This window comes from Lactobacillus sp. IBH004, from assembly GCF_026185255.2.
Lineage (GTDB): Bacteria > Bacillota > Bacilli > Lactobacillales > Lactobacillaceae > Lactobacillus > Lactobacillus melliventris.
This window is the reverse complement of the sequence record NZ_CP110217.2, coordinates 361,740-385,237: the sequence shown is the minus strand read 5'-3', so window position 1 is coordinate 385,237 and position 23,498 is coordinate 361,740. Positions and strand designations below refer to the sequence as shown.

The 23,498-nt window shown below is 37.6% G+C and carries 20 protein-coding genes; 2 read left to right on the top strand and 18 right to left on the bottom strand.

All coding sequences use genetic code 11. The features are described 5' to 3' along the window. Window positions 1-308 precede the first annotated feature (308 nt). A complete protein-coding gene (locus LDX54_RS01825; protein WP_046324323.1) occupies window positions 309-851 on the bottom strand; it encodes a GNAT family N-acetyltransferase in 543 nt (180 codons plus the stop codon). Next, complete coding sequence (locus LDX54_RS01820) at window positions 851-1,456, bottom strand: VTT domain-containing protein (protein WP_046324322.1); 606 nt, start codon at window positions 1,454-1,456, stop codon at window positions 851-853. Before LDX54_RS01820 ends, LDX54_RS01825 begins: the two co-directional genes overlap by 1 nt. Window positions 1,457-1,650: 194 nt before the next feature. Here LDX54_RS01820 and LDX54_RS01815 point away from each other — a divergent pair, with 194 nt between their 5' ends. Both LDX54_RS01815 and LDX54_RS01810 read left to right on the top strand, forming a co-directional pair. Then, a complete protein-coding gene (locus LDX54_RS01815; RefSeq protein ID WP_265667037.1) occupies window positions 1,651-2,430 on the top strand; it encodes an alpha/beta hydrolase in 780 nt (259 codons plus the stop codon). Between the two features lie 119 nt (window positions 2,431-2,549). Continuing rightward, window positions 2,550-3,926 (top strand): NAD-dependent succinate-semialdehyde dehydrogenase, encoded by a 1,377-nt coding sequence (locus tag LDX54_RS01810; protein ID WP_265667038.1) that lies wholly within the window; start codon window positions 2,550-2,552, stop codon window positions 3,924-3,926. A gap of 82 nt (window positions 3,927-4,008) precedes the next feature. Here the strand turns inward: LDX54_RS01810 and LDX54_RS01805 are convergent, their stop codons facing one another. The 16 genes from LDX54_RS01805 to LDX54_RS01730 all read right to left on the bottom strand — a co-directional run bounded on the left by LDX54_RS01805 (window position 4,009) and on the right by LDX54_RS01730 (window position 23,497). Continuing rightward, a complete protein-coding gene (locus tag LDX54_RS01805; protein WP_265667040.1) occupies window positions 4,009-5,019 on the bottom strand; it encodes a zinc ribbon domain-containing protein in 1,011 nt (336 codons plus the stop codon). A gap of 98 nt (window positions 5,020-5,117) precedes the next feature. Next, window positions 5,118-6,677 carry an ATP-binding cassette domain-containing protein gene (locus LDX54_RS01800; protein ID WP_265667041.1) on the bottom strand — a complete coding sequence of 520 codons (1,560 nt, stop codon included), beginning with the start codon at window positions 6,675-6,677 and terminating at the stop codon, window positions 5,118-5,120. Between the two features lie 318 nt (window positions 6,678-6,995). Next, the gene (locus tag LDX54_RS01795; protein ID WP_265667042.1) at window positions 6,996-10,028 is read right to left on the bottom strand and encodes an MMPL family transporter; all 3,033 of its coding nucleotides are present in this window, start codon (window positions 10,026-10,028) and stop codon (window positions 6,996-6,998) included. After that, window positions 10,021-10,608, bottom strand: coding sequence for a TetR/AcrR family transcriptional regulator (locus LDX54_RS01790; protein ID WP_046324316.1), 588 nt, complete (start codon window positions 10,606-10,608; stop codon window positions 10,021-10,023). The genes LDX54_RS01795 and LDX54_RS01790 overlap by 8 nt, the downstream gene beginning before the upstream one ends. A gap of 162 nt (window positions 10,609-10,770) precedes the next feature. Beyond that, on the bottom strand, window positions 10,771-11,694 hold the full coding sequence (locus tag LDX54_RS01785) for a serine hydrolase (protein WP_265667043.1): 924 nt from the start codon (window positions 11,692-11,694) through the stop codon (window positions 10,771-10,773). A 14-nt stretch (window positions 11,695-11,708) separates the two neighbouring features. Then, window positions 11,709-12,626 (bottom strand): magnesium transporter CorA family protein, encoded by a 918-nt coding sequence (locus tag LDX54_RS01780; RefSeq protein WP_046324314.1) that lies wholly within the window; start codon window positions 12,624-12,626, stop codon window positions 11,709-11,711. 136 nt (window positions 12,627-12,762) lie between these two features. Then, the gene (locus tag LDX54_RS01775) at window positions 12,763-14,067 is read right to left on the bottom strand and encodes an extracellular solute-binding protein (RefSeq protein ID WP_265667044.1); all 1,305 of its coding nucleotides are present in this window, start codon (window positions 14,065-14,067) and stop codon (window positions 12,763-12,765) included. 268 nt (window positions 14,068-14,335) lie between these two features. Continuing rightward, on the bottom strand, window positions 14,336-15,646 hold the full coding sequence (locus LDX54_RS01770; protein ID WP_110445618.1) for an extracellular solute-binding protein: 1,311 nt from the start codon (window positions 15,644-15,646) through the stop codon (window positions 14,336-14,338). A 50-nt stretch (window positions 15,647-15,696) separates the two neighbouring features. Then, on the bottom strand, window positions 15,697-16,992 hold the full coding sequence (locus tag LDX54_RS01765; RefSeq protein ID WP_265667045.1) for an MBL fold metallo-hydrolase: 1,296 nt from the start codon (window positions 16,990-16,992) through the stop codon (window positions 15,697-15,699). Continuing rightward, entirely contained in the window at window positions 16,976-17,800 is an 825-nt protein-coding gene (locus LDX54_RS01760; protein WP_046324310.1) for a carbohydrate ABC transporter permease, read from the bottom strand. The genes LDX54_RS01765 and LDX54_RS01760 overlap by 17 nt, the downstream gene beginning before the upstream one ends. After that, entirely contained in the window at window positions 17,801-18,667 is an 867-nt protein-coding gene (locus tag LDX54_RS01755) for a sugar ABC transporter permease (RefSeq protein WP_046324309.1), read from the bottom strand. After that, entirely contained in the window at window positions 18,667-19,752 is a 1,086-nt protein-coding gene (locus tag LDX54_RS01750) for an ABC transporter ATP-binding protein (RefSeq protein WP_265667047.1), read from the bottom strand. Before LDX54_RS01750 ends, LDX54_RS01755 begins: the two co-directional genes overlap by 1 nt. Window positions 19,753-20,084: 332 nt before the next feature. Next, window positions 20,085-20,957, bottom strand: a complete 873-nt coding sequence (locus tag LDX54_RS01745) for a DNA/RNA non-specific endonuclease (RefSeq protein ID WP_265667048.1) — start codon at window positions 20,955-20,957, stop codon at window positions 20,085-20,087. A gap of 105 nt (window positions 20,958-21,062) precedes the next feature. Then, complete coding sequence (locus tag LDX54_RS01740; RefSeq protein WP_265667049.1) at window positions 21,063-22,016, bottom strand: exonuclease domain-containing protein; 954 nt, start codon at window positions 22,014-22,016, stop codon at window positions 21,063-21,065. A 10-nt stretch (window positions 22,017-22,026) separates the two neighbouring features. Then, complete coding sequence (locus LDX54_RS01735; RefSeq protein WP_265667050.1) at window positions 22,027-22,848, bottom strand: Sir2 family NAD-dependent protein deacetylase; 822 nt, start codon at window positions 22,846-22,848, stop codon at window positions 22,027-22,029. Between the two features lie 13 nt (window positions 22,849-22,861). After that, window positions 22,862-23,497: a DUF421 domain-containing protein gene (locus tag LDX54_RS01730; RefSeq protein ID WP_174794917.1), complete on the bottom strand. Its 636-nt coding sequence runs from the start codon at window positions 23,495-23,497 to the stop codon at window positions 22,862-22,864. Between the last annotated feature and the right edge of the window lies 1 nt (window position 23,498).

Below are 23,498 nucleotides of genomic sequence, written 5' to 3'. Positions count from 1 at the left end.
ACAAAAAAAGCCAACTCATCCCATCAAATTGGGACGAATTGGCTTATACATGGCTTCGCGGTACCACCCAGTTTCAGCTAAATTTAGCTGCACTTCATTAAGTCGGCGATAACGATGCCGCGTGCCGTGTAACTATTAATTACCCACATAAATGGAATCTGGAAACGACTTCTATTCGCTTACACCACTATGCGAACTCTCTTAATCAGTCTTAGGATTCCGTGTTTGGATATTATTTTAAGCTATTATGCATTTTTTAGCAAATAAGTTTTAATGTTTTTTACAATTTTTTAGTAAAAAGGTTTCTTTCAAAATTTAAGTTTTTGCTCAAGATCAAGCCAACCTGATTTTTTCAACAAGAAAAAATCCTCTTGATATTCAAAAAGACTACTTACTTTACTCATATCAACCGAATAAACCAGCTTAAAGCCTAAACGAGCAAGTAAATTTTGTGAACGGGTATTATTTTGATAAGTCCCAGCCCAAATTTCCGACTGATCAAGCTTTTTGAAGGCATAGTCAAAAAGTATTTTTAAAGATTCCGTCATATACCCGTGACCAGAAAAATCTTTATCAAGCAAAAAGCCAACTTCTTTAGTATGCAGCAGTTCTTCTTCGTTAGTTCCCCTATTATATAGTTCAACTAAGCCAATTAACTGCTGCGAATTACTCAAACAAATGCCATAACTATATTTTCTGGCAGCATACTGTCCTGCAGCAACTTCAGCTTCTGCTAAATTTTGATAATGACCAAAGCCGGCTAAACGCTGATAATATTCATCTTGGCCCCATTTAAGTAAAGTTGGTGCATCGGCTAGATTAAATGGCCGTAAATAAACGCGACTGACCATTAGTGACCAACCAGTTTGAGCAACCAGTCCATGCCGAAATCAAGTGCGAAGCTATAAGCAAGAATAGTCCAAGGCTTACCTAAGATAATTATCCAAAAATAAGTCCAGAACTTCATATCGGTTAAACCAGCTAAAAGACAGAGAACATCATCTGGCGCCATTGGTGCAACAATACAGATCGCAAAAAACCAGTTAAATTTACGCTGATTTTTAGTCCACTTCATATATTTATCAAGAGTTTTTTCAGAAACAATATGGAGAATAAACGGTCTGCCATAAAAGCGCGCTAAAAAGAAGTTAATAATCGAACCAACACAGATTCCCACGTAGTTATAAATAAATCCGGCTACTGGTCCAAAGAAGATAACTCCTCCCAGAAGTGAGACCCCGCCAGGAATAATAGGAATAACAACCTGAATTATTTGGATTAAAACAAAAATAATTGGTCCGATTATTCTCTTATTAGCCAAATATGCTTTCATTTTAGCTTGACTAGTAAATATTCCCATTTTGTACCAATAAATACACAAAAGAATAATGATAATCCCACTGACAACGGTCAGAATATTGATTAATCTTCGACTAGCTTTAGCAGACAGATGCATAACTTACCTCCAATTTAAGCCTCATTTTACCAAAAAATATGCAGCGTGATTACTTTTTAATTCATTAAATACTAATATTTAAATAAATTAAATATTTTGCTTTTAAAAATAAAAGGAAGCTAGTTTTAAAGCAAGTACAGCTTTCAGTTAAAGTATAATAGATACTAACAATATAATTTTTGGAGGAGAACTTAATGACCCAAATTATCACTGACGTTACTTATGATAAACCAAGAAAATTGCAAACAGATATTTATCATCCAGATAATAGTAATTCGAATGATATATTGTTGTTTTGGCATGGCGGTGGCTGGTTTCGCGGCGACAAAAGCAGCTTCAAAGCCTTATGTAGTAATATTGCTGACCAAGGCTTTACAGTTTTTGTACCTAATTATTCCCTTGCACCGCAACATCTTTTTCCGATTGCGCACCAAGACAGCATTAATTTTGTTGAATGGCTGTTAAAAACTGACTTTGTGAATAATAAAAAGCCCAACATTACCCAAATCGGTGCCAGCAGTGGCGGCACAATGGCACTTAATATTGCAGGTAAATATGGCTTCCCTACTGTTACTTGGTCGGCTCCTGTCAGTTATTCAACCTGGATGAAAGACCATCAGGATGTCAAAGCATCAGTTGATGGTCGTAAAGAACTGGGCTTATCTGATTTACATGATATCAATAATGCTTTTTATAAATATTTTACTTTGGCTTATGCAGGCTCAGAAAATGAAGAAACATTAAAAAAGATGGATGCTAAATCTTATGATTACACCAATTTACACCAGTTATTAATGATTAATTCTGCCGATGAGCTATCGCCTATCCCATACTTACTCGATTTTGTTAGCTATTTAGCACAAAATAATCACGCGGTTGACTTAAAAATAATATCTGGCACCAAACACGCGATGTCTTACGCTAATCAATATTTAGATTGTTCATTAAATTATCTTTTGCAAGCAATAAAATAATTTTTATTATTTACTTACTAATTATTAGTAAAATATTCTGTATGTGATATAATAATTGATGAAAACGTTTTATTTTATTGATAAGCTTATCCTACAAATATTTTTAAGGAGATAACATTATGGCTAAATATCAATCTATTAATCCTTACACTAATGAAAATTTTGCCAGCTACGACAACCCGACAGCTGAACAAATAGAAGATGCACTAAATTTAACTAACGCACTTTACCAAAAATGGCGTCATGAAGGGCCTGAGACTCGAACAGCAACATTGCACAAAATTGCTGATGGTTTGCGCGAGCATAAAAAAGAAATGGCCGAAATCATGACCCGTGAAATGGGTAAAATGATTGGCGAATCTGAAGGTGAAGTTGATCTTTGCGCCTCTATTTGTGATTACTTTGCTGACAAGGGTCCCGAATTGCTGAAACCTGAACCAATTGATTCTCAATTAGGTGATGCATATTACTTAAAGCAGGCAACAGGTGTGGTAATGGCATGTGAGCCTTGGAATTTCCCACTTTATCAAGTAATCAGAGTATTTGCACCTAACTTTATTGTTGGTAATCCTATCATTCTGAAGCACGCCCACAATGTTCCTGGCTCTGCAGCTTTGATTGCTAAAATTATTAAACAGGCTGGAGCACCCGAAGGCAGTCTGATTAATATGTATCCAAGTTATGATCAGCTGGACCAAATGATTGCAGATCCAAGAATTCAAGGAGTAGCTCTAACCGGTTCAGAACGTGGTGGTTCTTCTGTTGCAGAAAATGCGGGTAAAAATCTGAAGAAATCTACTATGGAACTTGGAGGTAACGATGCCTTCATCATTCTTGACGATGCTGATCCTGAAGTTTTGAAGCAGGCTCTTAGTTCAGCCAGAACCTATAACGACGGACAGGTATGTACTTCTTCCAAACGGATTATTGTTGTTAAGTCACGTTATGAAGAAACATTGCAAGAATTAAAGCAGGTCTTTTCTAGCTTAAAAGCAGGAGATCCGCTTGATCCAGCTACTACCTTGCCGCCAATGAATTCACAAGCTGCTAAGGAAAAACTGACTAAACAAGTAGATGGTGCTATTGCAGCAGGAGCAAAAGTGTTCTACCAATATCCTGAAATTGATTCAGATGGTGCTTTCTTCCGTCCAACCATTCTAACCAATGTTGATCGTGACAATCCTGCCTTTGACCAAGAGTTCTTTGGCCCAGTTGCTATCGTTTACGAAGTAGAAGATGAAGATGCTGCTATTGCTTTAGCTAACGATTCCAGCTACGGTCTAGGTTCTTCTGTTATCAGTTCCGACATTAAACGTGCACAAAATGTAGCTGCACAAATTGAAACTGGTATGACAGTAATCAACGGCACATGGATCAGTTCTGCTGAGTTACCATTCGGTGGTGTCAAAAAATCAGGCTATGGTCGTGAACTTAGTGACCTAGGTTTGATGGCTTTTGTCAACCAGCACTTAGTAATTTCTATGCCGACAAAATAATCAGTATAAGAGCATAAATTAAAAAAGCTGATGAATAGCGTCTTTGTTAGACGTTAATTCATCAGCTTTTTAGTTGTCATTTTTAACGGTGACGTAACAGATTGTACCCTGTTAGTCCCGTAGTCATTACGCTGGCCAAAATCAAGAAATATGTTGACGCACCAATTGAGACCGCATATAAGAGCAGCTGACTGGTGATGCTATGTAAAATTCCTCGGTTTGACAGTGTGCTATTAGACATTCTATATATAAGGTAAATGAGAAACACAGTTTCAATTAGAGAAAGGATAAATGCAATTGTCCTATTCTTTTTAGTATCCCTCATAGTATTGTATATAATAAATAACGGAATCAGAACCATGACTAGCCAGATTACACAAAGCACAACTCCAGAAAGCAATGTAGCATTGGAAGAAAAAAGTCTGCCAGCAAGTCCGAAAGTGACTCGTGTAATTGACATTTTTTGACCGTAAGTCATATCTAAGACAGATGCGCCCGATCCAGTAAATAAAACTATCAAGTTGATAACTGCTAGCAAAACGACTAAAAGCTGGACAAAGGTAAAATGCTTGTTTACCTGAATGTTCTCCTTATGTCTATTACCCTTTTGGGCCAATCTGCTTTTCGCTTTAACTTTTTCTTTAGACTCAGCCACATTATTAAACATATTAGACCCAAGTTGATTTACTTTTTGTGTTAATCGCAGATCCACAGTATAGCGCTCTATCTTTTCTGCACGACTACAAACAAAGTAGAGCCAAACGAGCAATGCAAAAAAGCAAATCCAGCCAAAACTACGGGAAAAACTCATAATAATTAATAGTGTAATGCCCAACAGAAAAACAATCATGCTGTTAACATGAATCCATTGCAGCATGCGCTCAATAACTGAATTTTGTTTTTCCGGATAAAATTCTTGCCGGTACACTTTGCGACTGGCAATTTTTTTAGCGGTTTTTTCGTCTTCAAAATGAGCTTTTTCGTGTTGGTCTGTGAAAAAAGTTTCACGATATTTTTGTAAATCAAAGTGGCAATTAGGACAGGTAACATCCACATCAGTAATGGGACGACCACAGTTTGGACAAGTAGTCATGAGAAGCTTCCTTTAATCAATAATTATAATACGTTAATCATAAAACAAAAATAGCGATAAGGAAAATGTCTTTATCGTTATTTTAATACAATATTTTTTTACTGTAATTTTTGAATTTGTTCTTTAACCTGCTTTATTTCAGCAATTGAAGCCTGCGAATCAAGCATTAATCGATCTAGTTTAAATTTGAGCAATTCTAATTCATTATTATTGCTTCTTAACGGCTTCTTTTTATGTGCTGCGGAAGTTATTAAACGTCCGTTTTTGATTTGCCATTTTTTAACTTTGAGTTGTTTAATAAATGCCTGATCATGTGATACCAGTATCATAGCAAACGGATAATCTCTCACAAATTCCGCCAGTGCATTAATAGAGGCAATATCTAAAAAGTTTGTGGGTTCATCAAGCAGTAACAAATTATATTGACCGGTAATTATTTTTGCTAAATTGAAACACACAAGCTGGCCACCACTAAGATCACTTATTTTGTGCTCGCCATATTGGCGCAAATGCAAATCGCCCAAGACCTGCATAGTCGAACTATCAGTAAAGATACTGGTGGCAAAAAGAGAATCAAATAAAGTTTTATCTGTTTGGCTCGCAACTATGTTTTGGTTAAAATAACCTATTTTTAATTGTGGACTATAAAAACCATGCAGCTTCCTATCCTTAACTTGTTCTAGAAAAACGGTCTTGCCAACACCATTTTGCCCAGTTAAAACTACTTTTGAACCATAAGCAAGATTTACTTCCTGCGTAAGATTAAATAACTGTTGCCCATAAGCATTGAGCGGTTGTTTCTTTAGCCGTAATGCCTTGCTTTTCGCAGAAATAGACAGATCACTTATCCCATTATTACCATTTTTCAGGGTAATTGCATGATGAACTGGCGGTTTTTTTAGTTCTCCTTTTTCCTTATTGATGCGGTTAGCAAGACTTTTACTGGCTCTGATAACATTATTTGCAGTTTTTTGTTTTCCCAGCGACTTTGACCGCCAATCTGATGAAGAAAGTCCTTTTTTGTTACGAGCAAAAGTTCTGGCCTGATTAAAATGCTGATTATAACTTCTCTTTAACTGCTCAAGGTGCTTTTCCTTTTGCTCATAAATCGTTTCTGCTCGTTTTTGTTCATCTTGCCTAAAACTGCGAAACTCTTCATATGTTCCTGAGTAATTGTGCAGTTCTTGATTTTGAATATACCAGATTGAATTACAGACACTATTCAAAAAGTTCTGGTCATGGCTGACAATTAAACAGGCAATTTTGCTTTTGTTTATTAACTTTATTAGCCATTGTTGCTGCGTAATATCCAAATTAGATGTGGGTTCGTCCAAAAGCAGCAAGCTCTTAGGCAGATTTTTCAATTTGGCAACCGCCCTACTGAGAGCTAATTTCTCTCTTTGCCCGCCACTCTTATCACCAGCATCAAGCAATTGCGGCACATAAGCAAAATTACAATTGTTAATAACTGCACCTTTAATAGTAAATAAATCCGGCAATTTTTCTTGAGCCAGAATCTTCATTAAAGTGGTTTTACCAGCACCATTGTTACCAATTAAACCAATTTTTTGTCTAGAATTGATGCTCAAATTTGAGACAGTCAGCAGTTTAGCAGCTGCTACATCAATTTGTAAATAATCTATTTTAATTAATTCCACTATAACACCTCAATGTATACGCGTAATTAGTAAAGTAAGACCGCAATTATAAGCAGCTAAAATTACTCTACCTGATAAATTATGATCGCTCTACGTTGAGTTAAAAATTAAAAGTGGTGCTTGATTTAAAACTACAACTAGAGCTTATTGATTATTTACTTGTCTTGACATGCCAGTATTCCTTGCTTTCTACTTAAAATTTAATTAAAAATATTATACTATAACTAATTAACATTTGTAAATGAATTAAAAAATTGTTTTGAACAAAAAAGGCTGAAACTCTCTAAATGAGAATTTCAACCATTTAATTAATTTCGCTTAATTTTTAGCACGTTTATTCTTGCGCCAATGAACACCTTCATAAGTCAACTTGACTGCAGCTGACAAGGTAATCGGCATAATAAATACTAGAATTAGCAAACCAATAATCACTGCCAATGCAACTTCAATCAGAGTCGGAATTCCTGAAGGAATTAATGCGGCAAATGTACCACCTAAGATAATGGCAGCTGAAACTACCACAGTTCCAATTATACCACACGCTTTAAGCATCCTTTGACTCGGGCTGCCGTTTTCAAGTTCACGGTAGCGTGTCATTAAGAAGATACTGTAATCAACACCCAAGGCAATTAACATGATAAAGCCAAAGAACGGTGTGTTCCAAGTTAGCATAGTTTTGCCTAAAGTAGCTTTGACTACCCACTCTGTAATTGATAATGAGCAGAAGTAAGCAATTAAAAGCGTACCCAAGATGTAAACAGGTTGCAAAAGTGAACGAGTGACAAAAATTAAGGCAATACCAATACCAATCAGCATAATGGCAGCAGTTCTAATAAAGTCCCTGTTGGCAATATCCTTAATGTCAGCGATGTTAGAACTTTCGCCACCCATTGCTACTGTGGCTTTTTTAAGACGAGTACCTGCAAAAGACTTTTTAGCCATTAAGCTCAGATCCTGCGCTTTCTTGGTTGCTTTAAGACTACTTGGGTTTGACTTGAAGACAATCATCAGCATGGCTGACTTCTTGTCAGGGCTCAAATAATTCTTAATCGAAGTTTGGAAAGTATCGTTTTTGATAAATTCTTGTGGAATATAGAAAGTATCTGCAGCAGAAGAACTAGCTAAGCCATTAAGGTAAGCGGCTCCTTGACCAAGTCCGTTATTTACTTGATCCACACCATCAGTAATTTTAGGTGTGCTTGAAGCCAGCTTGCCGGCGCCAGAGTTCAGTTGACCAACGCTAGAATTCAGTTGGCCGATACCAGAACTCAATTGACCAGTACTAGAGTTAACTTGACCAATACCCGAGCTTAATTGACCAGCACTAGAATTAAGCTGACCAATGCCACCATTCAAAGTAGCAGCCCCATTGTTTAACTGGCCAGAAGCAGTAGCTAACCTGCCGACACCGGATTGCAGCTGACCCATTTGACCAGATACATCTGGCATTGAGGCGGAAGCTTCTGCCCAAGATTTTTCTAAAGCAGCTCCTGCAGCTTGCATGGCAGCCATTTTTTGCTGCTGGGTTAAGCCCGGAATACTGCCAATACTCTTTGCTAAATTAGCTTTATAACTCTTTTCTAAAGCAGCCTTGGTATTTTTCTGCGCACTTGCAATACCGGCACTACCACTTGCAAGTTGCGAATTTAATTGGTTTAAGCCACTAGTCATTTGCTGTGTGCCATTTTGCAGGCGACTGGCGCCGCCTTGCAATTGACCAGTACCATTTTGCAATTGGCTGGCTCCATTTTGCAGTCTGCCAGTTCCGCTTTGCAATTGACTGGCACCGTCAGCTAACTTGCCAGTACCACTTTGCAGTTGACTAGTACCATCCGCTAATTTACTTGCACCTGCAGTTAGTTTTTTACTTGCATTGCTTAGTTTGCCTAAACCGGCACGTGCCTGATCAACTCCTTGATTGACAGTATCCAGCTGATTTTTAACGTAAAGTTGATCAATGCTTTCTCCGTATGGCTGGGTAACAGAGGTAACAAATGCTACATCATCTGATGCCTGAAGCTGTCTCGTTAATTGATCAATTAGACGTAGGTCGGCTTCATTATCAAGTTTGTGATCACTCTTAATATAAAGAGTTGATGGTTCGGCCATTCCTTTTGAAAAGTGATCTTCAACAACGAGCATCCCCGCTTTAGCCGGCACACTGTTATCAATCTCATCCGTATCATCATAATTCAAATGACCGGTGTACATCAGACCAAAAGGAAGGACAACTACTGCTAACACAATTAAGTAAATAATTGGATGGGCAAGTGTACCCTTTGAAATACCATGCCACAATTTGTCTTCATGCTCACCAGTAAATTTCTTTACCGGCCAGAACATTTTTTCGCCCAAAACAGCCATGAAGAACGGGTTGAGGGTCAAGAGTACTATTAATAAAACAGCAACGCCGACTGCAACGCCCACAGCTGATTGGTAAATTGAAAAGTTAGCCAGGCTTAGCGCTGAGAAACCAATTAAAATGGAAGAACCGGAATAAAGAATTGTTTTACCAGCCACCTTCAAGGCACTGTTCATCGCTTCGTAGCGGCCCATTCCTTTACCCAGATCCTCTTTAAATTTATCATACAAGAGAATGTTATAGTCTGTTCCAATTCCGAACAGCACAATAATCATAAAGACTTGTGTGAAGTTAGAAAACGGGAAGTTCTGGTATTTAACTAAGTTAGTAACAATCGCAAATGATGTAATAAAGGAAACGCCAACTGTTAGTAATGAGATCAAAGGCACAATTGGTGACCTGAAGACAATCACTAACACGATGAAAATAAAGATAACTGTTATTACTTCTGTTTTCTTGATTCCTTCTTGAATTGCATTTGAAAAGGCATTTTGTAAAACATCTGCACCAGTGACATAGGTTCTAATGCCGGCTGTTTTAACTGCTTTAGTTAGCTGTGATTCAACATCATTAATCGGTCCGTGCTTTTTGGCCACGTTTAACTGCATTATCCAAGTAGTATTATCCTTTGATTGCAGCTTTTTCTTAGTAGCAATATTATCGTCTGGACCCAATACCATTTTGATACCGTACTGATCCTGATCATCTTTTAATCTGCTAACCGTTTCGTTAATGGCATCTTTATCATCAGCAGTCAATTTGCCTTTTTGCTTATTAAAGACTACGGCAATTTGATAGGTATCCTTTTGTTTAGGACCCCAGTCATTTTGAATTGACTTTGCAACTTCACTTTGAACATCTGACGGTAAGGAAATATTTGAGTGCTCACGGGTTAACCCTGTAACGTCCGGCAAAGCCACAACAGAAATGATTAAAATTAAGATCCATGCAATTAACGAGAAAATATGATTTTTTACTAGTTTATGCACTCTGATTTTCCTTTCTATTTTTTTGCAATAATTTATTGGGCTGAACCAATTGAATAATTAATTCATGATAACCCTGGTCAGCCTCTTCACTAGTTTCTTCTGTAAAAGAATCTGATACATCTAAAAAAACGTATCCTAATACTGCTCCAATTAAGGAATGGAGTGAAACCGTGCTGTCACTTCTTAAATTTAGTTTGTCAGCCAAAGCTATTATCTTTAAAATTTCTTGAGTAATAGCATCGTCTTTTTGGTATTCGTTCAAATGATAAAGAATACTAATTAATGCGGGATCATCCAGAATAAAGTCGCGGACGATATCAGCAAATTTAAGTAAAGCCTCTTCACCTGAAATTCCAATCAAATTATCAACTAATTTTTTACCTAAAATTTTAATTCTGCTTGCACCTACAAGCGACAACAATTGCTTGCGACCTGAAACATAGTGATAGAGTGACTGCGAACGAACGCCTAACTCCTTAGCTAGGTTCGGCAGAGTGGTCGCGGAAAGTCCTTTTCGTCCAATCAGCTCCGTCGCCTTCGCAATCACCTTATCTAAATCAAGGCTTCTTTTTTTAATCATTTTCACCCCTCCTTTTGACAGCATAGTGAATAATATAGCACTACAATGTGAAGAATACAATCTACAAGGTGTAAATTATTTTTTAAAAAACAAAAAAGCCCCAAAACACTTAGTTAACGGGACTTAAAAGTTAAAGAATTAGTAAAGCTCGCATCAATATTGTTATTTAAAAAAGCCATCAACTACTTTACCTAATTTAGCAAAATTATGATCATTACTACTCCACACACTGACACAGTAGGCATTGCCATTAGATTGGACCAGCGCTACGTTTGCTTTACTGTCACCGATGGCATATATCAGACCTTTATGATCACGGACAATCTTGGGCTTAATTTTAGCAGCGTTTAGCGTCCCCAAAACCTGGTTGGAGTATTGTCTGCTTAAAATTTGATCATGGTAAAGACTCACCATGATTTTGTTTAAATCATTAGCAGTAGTTAAAGCTACCGGTGATTTAGAAAATTTATTTTTTATTGCTGTATCCTTAACACCTGTTTTTTTAATAACTGCGTTTACCTTTTTGGGTTTAACAGTACGAAGAAGGGCATTAGCCGCTGTTTGGTCGCCTTGCATCATTAATTGCTTTAAATAAGACGCATTATAAGCAATTCCCTTTTGCAAGAGTTTTTCTCCTTTAACGCGATCAGCTTTTTTTATTTTGATGGCTTTATTGGCAATGGACTTGCCATGTTGTTCTTGATAAGTCATTGCAATCAATAAAAATAAATGGCTAATTGAATTTACCCCATGATGTTGAGTAGTATTAGAAACGCCGGCAAATTTATTATTAGTAAGATCCTGAACGCAAACTTGATAACTCTGTTCTTTTCCCATCACCTGGGCAATACTTTCTGCCCATTTTTTCTCACTACCAGAGGCAATTTTAATATGATTAGGATATTCAACATTAGCAACTTTGGGTTCACGAACTGACTTTTGTCCTTTTTTATTTTTCACAACTTGTTCTTGCTTTTCGCCCACAATTTTTAAACTGCTATTCTCCACTCTTTTGAGGTTAGCAGAATATAACATAAAAGCAATTAAAGCCGAAATTAATGAGCCTAACAAAACTTTGTTTTTCATATCAATGCCTCAGTTTAAAAGAAATGATGTCGTTTCATTAATACAATTAGCCAGACCATCAGAAAAATTGTGATCACGGTAATTGCAATCCAGTCAGATGAACTATGACCAACTGGAAGACTGACATTCATACCGTAAAAACCAGTTAGGATGGTCGGAACAGTTAAAACCAAAGACCAAACAGTTAGGAACTTCATAGTATCATTCAAGTTATTGTTCATCATATTATTGGAAGTTGCTGATAAGGTTTGCGTAACCTGCTGCGAAATTTTCACCATTTCTGCTGACTGATTCGATTCAATCAGGACATCATCAAGACGTTCACGACTGGGCTTAGTAAAATCTAGTTTAGACATTTTTAAACTGTGCAACATCATCAAATTAGTCTGAATTGAACTGGATAAATACACCAAACTTTTTTCAATATTGGACAGCTCCACTAAATCTTTATTGTTAATATCACCAGATAGTTTTTGGTCCAAACTGTTGCGTTCCGTATCAAGCTGCGTAACCGCCCGTTGAAAATACTGTGATAAATACAACAAAAACTTCATTAATAATTCCGTGACATCTTGTGCAAGTGATAATTCCCGTCTTGTGGCAGTGTCATTGAATTCATCAAAGACATAGCTGGTTGATTGCGTATGAAAAGTAAAGATGTTCTGCCCAGATATTAAAAAAGTTACAGGATGCGCTGTAAAATGCTTAATCGCTTTAGTAGGCCAAATAGGTACATCGTAAACAAGCAAATTAATGTGCGTATGCGTATCATAGTCATAGTGCGGTCGTTCATGTCTGTCTGAAATATATGTAATCATATCAGGAGTGAAATTAAAATCTACTTGCAGCTTATTGCTGTCCTCTTCACTCAAATTACTGATGTCATACCATCTATAATTGGTTTCCACCGGAAACTTTTGCTCTCTAATCACTTTTTCACCCCTGGCCGCTATATTTAGTTGATATTACTACCAGCTTGCTTATGCCATTATTATCTTACCATTCAAGTGAAAAACGACAAATAAAAAAACAGGCCTCGGCCCGTTTTTTTAATATTTTAGCACTTAACTATTGTTTCCAAGCAGCATCAAATTTGTTTTTACCTGTTGTAATAGCTTTTTCTACATTACGGTTCTTTTGTGCAGCTGACAAAATTGATTGCATAATAGGAGTCAATTGACTATATGTAGCACTGGAATTCTTGATTACAGGAACGCTGTAGAGTGAATTGGAGTTGAGAATATCCTCTAATTTTGCCGGCAGCTTAAAGTCCTTGTTTGCCTTATAGTCATCAGACTTAGTAGCCGTTTCATTAACTGGAATATAACCAGTTTCTTTTGCCCATTTAATCTGTCCGTCTTTAGAAGACAAGTATTTCATAAATTTGAAAGCAGCTGCCTTTTGCATAGCACTGGCGTGGCTGAACATATAAATATCAGTCCCTTGCGACATCGTGTACTTACTTGGACGAGCTGCAACTTCATAAGTGAAGCCCTTCTTAGCCGCCTGTTTAATCCAAGTCTCTGTTGAAGATGAGGTCACAAACATTGCCAATTTTTGATTGGTAAATGGGATATAAAGATATTTATCTGAACCTGGCATTCTGAAGTAGCCCGCTTTTTCCCCATTTATAAAGTAGTTAAGCAACTTTCTAGATTTAGTACCGGTAAAATCAATTTTGCTGGAGAAATTCTCACCTTGATTTTTCATTCCTAAAACGTAGTAGTTGTCTAAGTCATCGAAGCCGGCACCAACTACCTTGTGATTACTCTTTTGGTAAATAGTTTGTGCTGCCTTTTTAACCTCACTCATAGTTGTAGGTACTTTGGCGATACCATACTCCTTAAACATCTTGGGGTTATAAATTAAAACTTCAATTGACTTGTTAAACGGAATACCATATTGGGTGCCTTTAATTTGTGCGCCATTCAGCATATCCTGTTTAATGCCTGATGCGGCAACGCTGCCCCAACCGACATCTTTATTATTAATGTATGGCCTAAGGTCTACCAGCATCTTATTCTTGGCTGCGCTTTCCAGCCAACCCGGATAAGCCTGAGTGATCGTTGGCAAATTCTTAGGTGATTGTAAAGTTGAAGTAATTTTTGATTGCAGATTATCATAATCACCTTGTTGCTCAAGCTTAATCTTAATTTTAGGATTTTTATTCTCAAAGTCCTGAGCTAAACTTTTCAGAGTTTTTTCCTGAGCACCCTGCATCCCGTGCCAAAAGACAACTGTGGTTTTCTTAGTTACTTTAGGAATTTTGCTTGAACTTGATGACGACGAATTACTGTTATTTGAACAAGCAGCAGTTCCAACTAAAGCCAAGCCCGCGACTGCTATAGCCGCCAGCTTTTTACCGAAATTCATAATATTATTTTTTCCTCCAGAACATTTTTACGCGCTCACTAGTGATACTGTGAGCATTAATTCCCATTAATTGTATAGCAAAAATAGATTAATTACAATAAATTAACCAAAAAAATTCGGCTTTATTTGTATATTTTTCTTTATTTAATTATATAGTTCACTACATTACGAACATTTATTAAGCAGTTACTCTCTTGCTTTTATTACGGACAAAAAAAGAGCCTGCCGTAAAAAGACAAGCTCTATGATAAAAATTGCTATTTAGTTTTTATTGTTTCCAAGCAGCATCAAATTTTGTTTTACCTGTTTTAATTGCATCATTAACATTTTGCTTCTTTTGTGCAGCAGCTAAAATGTTTTGCATAATTGGATTTAAGCTACCATAAGCTGCACCGGCATTCTTGATAATTGGCACGCTATACAGGTTAGCCATTGCATCTTCAAGTTTAGCTGGCAGCTTAAGCTTCTTAGAGTCCTTGTACTCGGCAGAATCAGCAGCAGCTTGATTAACTGGAACATAGCCGGTTGCATTAGCCCATGTAAGCTGACTAGCTTTTGAAGTTAGGAACTTGATGTAGGTAAATGCAGCAGATTTTTGGTCAGCTGAAGCATGCTTAAACATGTAAATGTCAGTACCTTGTGACATGGTGTATTTACCAGGACGAGGAGCAACATCATAAGTAAACTTATTGCCTACTCCTTGTTTAACAAAGCCTTCACCAGCAGAAGTACCAATGTACATTGCTACCTTTTGGTTAGCAAATGGTCCGGATAAATAGTGCTCTGAACCAGCAACTCTGAAGTAGCCATCTTTGATGCCATCTGCATAAAAATTAATAACTTTCTTTGAAGTGTCGCCAGCAAAGTCAATTTTACTTGAGAAGTCAACGCCTTCATTCTTCATGCCTAAAGTGTAGTAGTTTGATAATGAGTCAAAACCAGCACCAACGACTTTATGATTACTCTTGTTGTAGATGATTTGTGAATCTTTCTTCAGCTCATCCATAGTAGCCGGGGCTTTTTTAATACCATATTTCTTAAGCAAATCAGCATTATAGGTCAAAACTTCGATTGATTTGTTGAAAGGAATACCATATTGTTTACCGTTAATCTTAGCACCATCAAGAAGTGCACTCTTGATATTAGAAGCTTCACTACTGCCCCAACCAACTTCTTTACTATTAATGTATGGCTTTAAATCAACCAGCATGTTTTTGTTGGCAGCATTAAAGAGCCAGTCAGGATAGGCCTGAGTAATGGTGGGCAAGTTGTTAGGTGACTGCAAAGTTGAATTAATTTTAGCTTGTAAGTCGTTATAAGCACCTTGATTTTCCAATTTGACCTTGATCTTAGGATTTTTGCTTTCAAAGTCTTGTGTCAACTTCTTTAATGTAGCTTGTTGCACACCTGTCATACCATGCCAAAAGACAATATTGGTTGTCTTCTTGACTTTAGCAATTTTTTCTGAACTTGAAGATGAGGAAGAATTAGAATTGCTTCCGCCATTTGAACAAGCTGCAGTACCAACAAGAGTTAAGCCAATAGCAAACGCAGCGGCCAACTTTTTACTAAACTTCATTTGGTTAAAACCTCCCAAATATAAAAACTAAACAACATTTTTATGATTAATCAAAGCGTAACTGTTTGATTGCGCTTTGGTAAAATCCTTTTACCATAAGGGTTCTCTACCAGCTCCGGATGCAATGTGTGCACGGGAATCAGTGTTGGTGGTTGAACCAAATCAATAATTTGTCTTAGTTCTTTTTCGTCAGCGTGACCAGAACAACGCAACATTTGAACTTCAATATTTTGCTTCTCCAACTTTTGCAAAAATGGCTGATATGCTGGATCGAAATCTCCTAACGGCTCAGCATTTGAATGAATATATAAGCCTCCTTTTTGCAAATGTTCAAAATCAGCAACTGCCTGCCAGAGGAATTCGTGATCATCGTTTAGCAGTTCTTTGTATTGAACAGCCAATTCTGGTTTCAGATCAACGAATTTTTGCTCCCCTGGCAAGTAGTAATACGGCAAATCCTGATTAATGCTTTCCTTGAGCAAGTGAGCTCTTGCGGCATGTAAAACAACTTTACGCGGTGAAGCAGAGATAATGCGCAACAGTCGCTCTACATTGGTCGGATAAGTATTGAAAGTGATTTGCCGGTTAGGATTATCTTTTTGTAACTGAACAAATTCTGCGGTTAACTCATCCTCATTTTTAGGGCCGGTAAATTCTGCGCTATTTTCGTCATGCTTTTCTTCCGGCCAAGAAAAGCCGGTTGCCTCAGTAATTAAAACGTCGCAGTCTTTTGCAGCTGTCAAAAATTCTTTGACCCAATCAGGATGATAACCGTGCAAGCGAATGTCACCGGTATAAGCAATTGCTAAATCGGGTGTCTTAACAATAAGGCCAGTGGCACCATAGGCATCGTGGTCGCTAGGCCAAACAGTCATCGTAATATCGCCTACTGCTATTGGCTTTTGATACTCAGCCGCAATAATTGGGCGAGTATAGCTGGGTTCATGCTTAGCAGCTGGGAGTAGAAAGTCCCCTTTTTCATTCAAAGCCGGCAGCATCTTAGCCGTTAATGGTCCCGCATATAAAGGTATTTCGGGTGCCAAAAAATTCATGGCCTTGCTGTGATCCAGATGAAGGTGCGATATATAAGCAGCCGCGTGTTCCCAACGTTCATGATCAAGTGGCTTACCAGTTAATTCTGGATCATAAAAGTTAGGTACATCCCCAATCAACTGATTATTAACTAAAGTCTGGTATTTTTCATCAGGCAGATTCAATTCCGGTCTGTAGACCTCACCCAAGTCAAACAAAACATGAGACTTGTTATAAGCTACTTCAATCATTGGCCCGCCAATAGTATTTAAGCCGTTGTAAAACGTGATGGTGGTTTTAGCCTTTAAGGTCATTACGCACTACCCCCTTGATGATCTGCTTTCTAAAGATTAAATACAAAATTAAAATTGGTAAAACAGTTAAAGTTGCAGCAGCTAATTGCAGTTGTGTTTCGCTGCCGGCGTCAGAAGCAAAGGCTGACAAACCATTATTAAGAAGACGCATTGTATCTTCATTGGTGACAAGTAATGGCCAGAGAAATGAATTCCAGCCAGAAATAAAACTAAGTAAACCGACAGTAAACAAACCACCCTTTGACATTGGTACTAAAATTTTCCAAATGTAATCCCAATCGCTGGCACCGTCAATCATGGCCGCTTTATAAATCGTATCCGAAATTGAACCAAAGTAGCTCTGCAAGTAATACATGTAGAAAATGGAAGTCAAGAATGGCAAAACCAATCCTACATAAGTGTTAAGCAAACCCATATGAGCAATTGTGTTGTAGTTAGTAAAAATAATTGCTTCACCTGGTACCATCAATAAAGACAATAGCACCAGTTGAATTAAACCTTTACCTTTAAAGCGCAGATTGACCATGGCAAAAGCTCCAAGTAAAGAGTTAAACAAACTAACAATCGTGGTCACGCTGGCTGTTAGAACCGTGTTGACAAAGTAGCGTCCAAATGGGGCACGAGCAAAAACTTTGGCGTAGTTGGACCATTCAAAATGGTGTGGAATTAAAGTTGGCGGAATCGAAGTGGTTTCCTGAAAACTCATTAAGCCACCCAAAATCATATAAATAAAAGGAAAAACGGTAATGATGGCAAAGATAAATAAAATAATGTAACTGAATAAAACCCCAATGCGAATTCGTTTCATTTAATATTCTCCTATCTTCTTCATCATCTTGCGTTGCAGGAATGTCGCAAACAGAATTATCAGGAATAAGATGACTGTTGCCGCCATAGCAACACCGGGAGTACCGACAATTTGGAACTTATTGTAAATATAGAACACTGCAGTCGTTCCCGAATTACCTACTCCGGCCTGACCGTTAAAGAGGGCATAGACAGAAGTATAAATCTTAAATGCTCCAATAACATTCATTGTCAACAGAAAAGCTATTGTAGGAACAAGTTCGGGCATGGTAATCCGCCAAAACTTGTCACGACCACTGGCACCAAACATATCCGCTATAGTGTAAAAATTGGGATCAATATTACGCAACGCTCCCATTAATATGACGATGTTAAATGCTAAAGATGACCAAATACCAAAGATAATGATGGTCGTTAAAGACATTGCTGGATCATCAATCCAGTCGGGAGCTGGTAAATGCAGGCATCTGAGCACGAAATTTAACATACCGTAATCACCGTTAAAGATATAGCGAAAAACTATCCCAATGGCAATTGTCGAGGTGACATAAGGCATAAAAAACGTAGTTTCAAAGAATGACTTATGTTTTACTTTGTCAAAAATAATCCACGCCAGCATGATTGAAATAGCTAGACCAACTGGTACAGAAATAATGGCATATAGCACAGTATTTTTAATCGCTAACCAGAACTCCGGGTCTTTAAAAATATATTGATAGTTGCTAAAGCCATTCCAGCGCAGGTCAATTAGCGAACCACTCTGAAAGCTCATCCCAAAAGCTCGCAAAATGGGATAAATACTAAATAACGTGACAAAGATAATAGTTGGTGCTAAAAAAAGCCAAGCCTTCTTTTGATTAGTCTTCATTAGTAAACTCGCTCTCCTTCAGGCGTAAATAGAAATATCCTATTAAATCGCATTTTGAGTTTAATTTGATCGCCCCTCTTAATTGGAGTCTCCAGATTAATTAGTGAACGGACTTGCTGATCATCAAATGTAAATTTCAGAATACGTTCACGTCCAATTAATTCAATATCATCGACCTTGGTCTCAAACAGACCATCAGGGTCGGGCACAATATTTTCGGGTCGCACAGACAAGATATACTCACCATCTGGAATTTCGCGTTTAAAACGGGACTGTTCCAGATCAGCAAGATTAATCGTAAATTGGCTTGACTTTAATTCATTTGCAGTTTTAGTTATTTTAAAGTTATCAATTACAGGATTGCCAACAAAATTGGCTACAAAATAATTATTAGGCTCCAGGTAAAAGTTTTGCCCTAAATCATCTTGTTGAATAACACCGTCATTAAAGAGAATGATTTTATCTCCGATTGATAATGCTTCTTCTTGATCATGGGTAACAAATAAGGTAGTAATACCAACAGACTTAACTAATGAACGAATTTCTTCGCGAATTTTAAGGCGCAATCTGGCATCCAAATTGCTCAATGGCTCGTCCATTAATAAAATTTGGGGTTCTTGCACCAATGCACGTGCAATTGCTACACGTTGTTGCTGTCCACCAGATAGATTACCAGGTTTTTGATCAGCTAATTCAGTAATTTGGGTTAACTCCATATATTTGGTAGCAATCTTTTTGGCTTCCGCCTTTGGCTTCTTATTAGCTCCTACAATTAGCGGAAACATGACGTTTTGCAAAACAGTCATATGTGGATATAATGCATAGTTTTGAAAAACGTAGCCAATATGGCGGTCCTTGGGTGCTACTTTGACGACCGACTTACCGTTAAATAAAATATCTCCCTCTGTAGGATTTAGTAAACCGGCCAAGATATTCAAAATGGTTGTTTTACCACAGCCAGAAGGTCCTAACAGACACACCAAATCGCCCTTTTTAACAGAAAAACTAACATTTTTAATCGCTTCATGACCGTTGTCATAAACTTTCCGCAGGTTTTTCACTTCAACAAATTTATTGTTATCCATTAACTCGCACCACTATCATCTTTATTTCTTCTTTTACTACTCTCCTAATTTTAAGATAAAAAGCTTGAGAACACAACCTAATTTGCTTGATTAAAATTCGTAATTTTCTTATCATACCACCGCATAAGAGCTAAATATTCGTAATTATTGCACAAATTACTAATTATTATCAACAAATAGCTTTTATTGTTCTCTTTTAATTACTTTGCTGCAAACAGAATAAGCGGCAGTAAAACTTGCTGCCGCTTTAGTTAATCTCCATATATATTAATTATTAATTTATCCGAACATTTGGCTATTTTTAAAGGAGCAATTTTGCCTTGAAAGCTAAATTAATAGTTTTCTTTCACATAAATTTCATGATTTACTTTAGCCCGACCATTATTATAGTTAAAGGAATAGCCTGGCTGGACGTTAAATAAATAAACGTTAAAATCCAGTGTGCCATCAGTTGACACAGCCTGTAAATTAATCCCCCGTGCCATTAATTCATTGCCGCGAAAGACGGGTGTGGCCTGGTAAATTACTTTTTTATTCTGCCTTAGAGCCACACGAATACGGCTTTCAAACATTGTCTGAATCCTCTGATTTGAAAAAGCAGACTGGGTGAACAGATTTTTTGGATTATTTTGGTCACCAGAAAGATTACGCGGATTAAAATTGCCGTCAAGATCAATACCTGCCGAAACAGAATAAGCTATGAGGTGGCCGCGATTATAAATTTGGGTACCATTGCGCCGGTTATAATGCCAACCTGTTGGTTCGATAAACTGCCGCTCTCTTAAGCTATCATTAGCCACATTACGCTTTTGCAAAAAAGCCGTATTGGAGTGGGAAGTACGGTTTAAGCTGTCCAAGTCAGAATATATTACCCGGTTAACGCGCCAGGCATTTTTAATTAAAGTTGAATGGTCATTATTAACTGTAATATAAGAAGAACTGCCGCTTTTAAAATCTAAATCAGCCAATTTCTGATAGTCCTGGCTGGATAAGCCACCATAAACTTTTGCAGCGGGTTTAGCTTTTTCTATTTTATTATCCTTTTGCTGGTCATTGCGAGTTATTCTATTCCTCGTTTGTTGGCCACTGGGGTCTGACCCACCTTTAGTTGAAACAAACCAGAATAAAAACAAGATAATAATGACAATTGCCCAAAAATCCGCGTTAGTTGTCTTAGTATTTCGTCTGCTCCTCCTGCGTGCCATTCACATTGCTCCTTAGTTAATAATAATTAAGTATAGCTAATCGAACTGTTGTTTGCAACAGGAAATAATAAAAAAGCAAGGCTGAACAATTTCCTTGCTTAAATTCTAACTTCTGGCCCATTCATCAAGCATATTTAAAAAATAACTTTCAGACAGCCGCTTAACTTTGCTGCCAGCACGGTTATATTCCTTGGCCTTGAGAGTTTCCGGATTAGTTTTACTAAAAAAGCCGTCATCACTCATAATTAAATAGTCTGTATCTGGCTTAACACCAGTCTGGGCTAGACCGTTCATATTATTTACCATTTGAGCTGCTTGCGCCCTATCCATTTCTACTTCAGGAGCAAAGGCAATCTTTTTATTATTAACCGGATTGCGAAAGCCCAATTCCCAGGCTTCCAGTTCCGCATGCAGTAAATCCATATTTTTGAGCCTGCCTTGTGCTTCTTGCAAAAGTTCAGGTGTAAAATGCTGGCGAAAATCATCATAAACTTTTTTAGTATCAAGGGAGTCAGCTAAGCCGTGGTGCTGCTCAACTTGGGCAATACCAGCGCGCTGAATGCAGTCAAGCAAGCGATTATGTTGCATGGGATAGTAAACACGAGCCAAACGCAACACATCGACATAGTCGTTATTTAATTCTGGTAAATGAAACTTTTTGGCCAAATCATACAAGAAATTTAAGTCAAAATTGACGTTATAGCCAATGATAATATCCGCGCCAATAAATGAGCGAAAAGCTGTCATTGCCTCTTTTACCGGTATTCCCTCTTTAAGAAGCAGCTCTTCAGTAATGCCATTTAGCTTGGTAATAAAACTGGGTACCCGGTTCGACCGCGGATAAACAACCAATTGGCTAAACTCAGCCACTACTTTGTTATTGTGGACTTTAACTGCACCCATTTCGGTTACATGATCACGGTAGGGATTTAAACCTGTGGTTTCGATATCCAGCATAGTATAGTCGGAAATAAAGTCGGGCCATTCCTGCCCTTTGCCCCGGATTTTATTCTGAACGCCAGAAACATGGAGCACGCCATTTTTTACATAAATACTCATTGAGAATCAGTTACTCCGTTACAAGATTATTAATTAAACTAACTGTATCTGCATTTGTACCGGCACTGCGCTCCTGAATTTCCGGTAACAACGTCTCCTGCGGATAATCTGCAGCGACATAAGACCATTGCGGGTATTCTGCAACCAAATGTTCAATTGGTTCGCGCAGTTGCGGACTGGTTTCATCAACTCCCAATTCCAAAAAGACAGTCTTTTTCTCTTCATTACCTGTTAAAAACCAGCGAAAGCGGGAATTGGCAACAGTGTCGGGATAAAAATGGTCATTAAGCGGCAGATGAATTTCCAATGGCTGACCACATACCTCACATTTTGGTACTAATTTTGCTAGATCAGTACCTGGCTTGGCCGCAATAATTTTTTCAGCGGCAGTCTGAATGTTTGCAAGACCATGATTAATCCCACTCGCACATTGTGCTTTAGTCCAATCGCCAAATGCGTTAAAAATGCGGTTTTCGTTAAAACCGGCAGTTTCGAAAAAGTGGCCAAATGCTGAGGTAGCAACAAAATACTGTCTATGACTAATTAGTTGCAACAGATTTTTTAATGTACTACTTGGGCGGTAATCAAAGGAGTATTTTTGAATAAGGCTTGACCACAGTTGCCATTTTTCAGACCATGAAGGAATATGTTGATCCAGTGCATATCCGACTGAATGAACATCGTATTTTTGGACAACACTGGGAAAATCACGTTCAAAATCTGCTTGACCTAAAAGATCAAGTCCCTCAACTTTTGCCAAACCATTACCAGCAACTACAACCACAGCCTCCGCCTCTTGGACTAACTGCTTTGCCTTATTCAAATTTTCCATTTAATTCTCTTTCCTATTTTTGATTGTAGCCAGTAAACGAAACCTGGCCATTCTCAAATTCTCCTAAGAAAACATCACTAGGGTCATTATAGCCGGCTTGTTTGAGCTGCTCTTTTAACCAATTTTCATCCTTATTAATAGATTCAAGCACATCTTGGTTAATTTGACCATCATTAATTAAAGGAAAACGGACATTTTTCTCATCTTTTTTAATAACCGTTAGTTGACCGTTCTTTTCAAAGATGCAGTTTTTCACCTGATCAACAGAATAAATACCCTGACTGCGTAATTTGAACATTAATTCATTAGCTGACAGCCCAGCAGACAAGCAATTACGTGGTAAAACCTGACCGTTTTTAACTATTTGAATTGGTTTGCCATCAATCAGGCCGCGAATAAAGTTGCTGTGCTCCCGCGCAAATTTCAAGATAAAGACCACCAGAGTCCAAACGATCAAAACGAGCAGAAATTGCAAGACGGAAATGTTGGCATTGTAAATAACGCCGCCGATAATACCACCTAAAACATAGTTTTGCAGTTGATCCAAAGCGGTCGTGGGAGCGATGTTGCTTTTGCCAAACACATTTATTTGAAAAATTAAAGTTAACACACCTAATACGAATTTAATAAAAAGCTGCGTATAATTCATT

Coding starts and splice junctions, on each gene's coding strand:
- LDX54_RS01825 (WP_046324323.1), bottom strand. CDS start 851: ATGGTCAGTCGCGTTTATTTACGGCCATTTAATCTAGCCGATGCACCA.
- LDX54_RS01820 (WP_046324322.1), bottom strand. CDS start 1,456: ATGCATCTGTCTGCTAAAGCTAGTCGAAGATTAATCAATATTCTGACC.
- LDX54_RS01815 (WP_265667037.1), top strand. CDS start 1,651: ATGACCCAAATTATCACTGACGTTACTTATGATAAACCAAGAAAATTG.
- LDX54_RS01810 (WP_265667038.1), top strand. CDS start 2,550: ATGGCTAAATATCAATCTATTAATCCTTACACTAATGAAAATTTTGCC.
- LDX54_RS01805 (WP_265667040.1), bottom strand. CDS start 5,019: ATGACTACTTGTCCAAACTGTGGTCGTCCCATTACTGATGTGGATGTT.
- LDX54_RS01790 (WP_046324316.1), bottom strand. CDS start 10,608: ATGATTAAAAAAAGAAGCCTTGATTTAGATAAGGTGATTGCGAAGGCG.
- LDX54_RS01785 (WP_265667043.1), bottom strand. CDS start 11,694: ATGAAAAACAAAGTTTTGTTAGGCTCATTAATTTCGGCTTTAATTGCT.
- LDX54_RS01775 (WP_265667044.1), bottom strand. CDS start 14,067: ATGAATTTCGGTAAAAAGCTGGCGGCTATAGCAGTCGCGGGCTTGGCT.
- LDX54_RS01770 (WP_110445618.1), bottom strand. CDS start 15,646: ATGAAGTTTAGTAAAAAGTTGGCCGCTGCGTTTGCTATTGGCTTAACT.
- LDX54_RS01765 (WP_265667045.1), bottom strand. CDS start 16,992: ATGACCTTAAAGGCTAAAACCACCATCACGTTTTACAACGGCTTAAAT.
- LDX54_RS01760 (WP_046324310.1), bottom strand. CDS start 17,800: ATGAAACGAATTCGCATTGGGGTTTTATTCAGTTACATTATTTTATTT.
- LDX54_RS01755 (WP_046324309.1), bottom strand. CDS start 18,667: ATGAAGACTAATCAAAAGAAGGCTTGGCTTTTTTTAGCACCAACTATT.
- LDX54_RS01750 (WP_265667047.1), bottom strand. CDS start 19,752: ATGGATAACAATAAATTTGTTGAAGTGAAAAACCTGCGGAAAGTTTAT.
- LDX54_RS01745 (WP_265667048.1), bottom strand. CDS start 20,957: ATGGCACGCAGGAGGAGCAGACGAAATACTAAGACAACTAACGCGGAT.
- LDX54_RS01740 (WP_265667049.1), bottom strand. CDS start 22,016: ATGAGTATTTATGTAAAAAATGGCGTGCTCCATGTTTCTGGCGTTCAG.
- LDX54_RS01735 (WP_265667050.1), bottom strand. CDS start 22,848: ATGGAAAATTTGAATAAGGCAAAGCAGTTAGTCCAAGAGGCGGAGGCT.
- LDX54_RS01730 (WP_174794917.1), bottom strand. CDS start 23,497: ATGAATTATACGCAGCTTTTTATTAAATTCGTATTAGGTGTGTTAACT.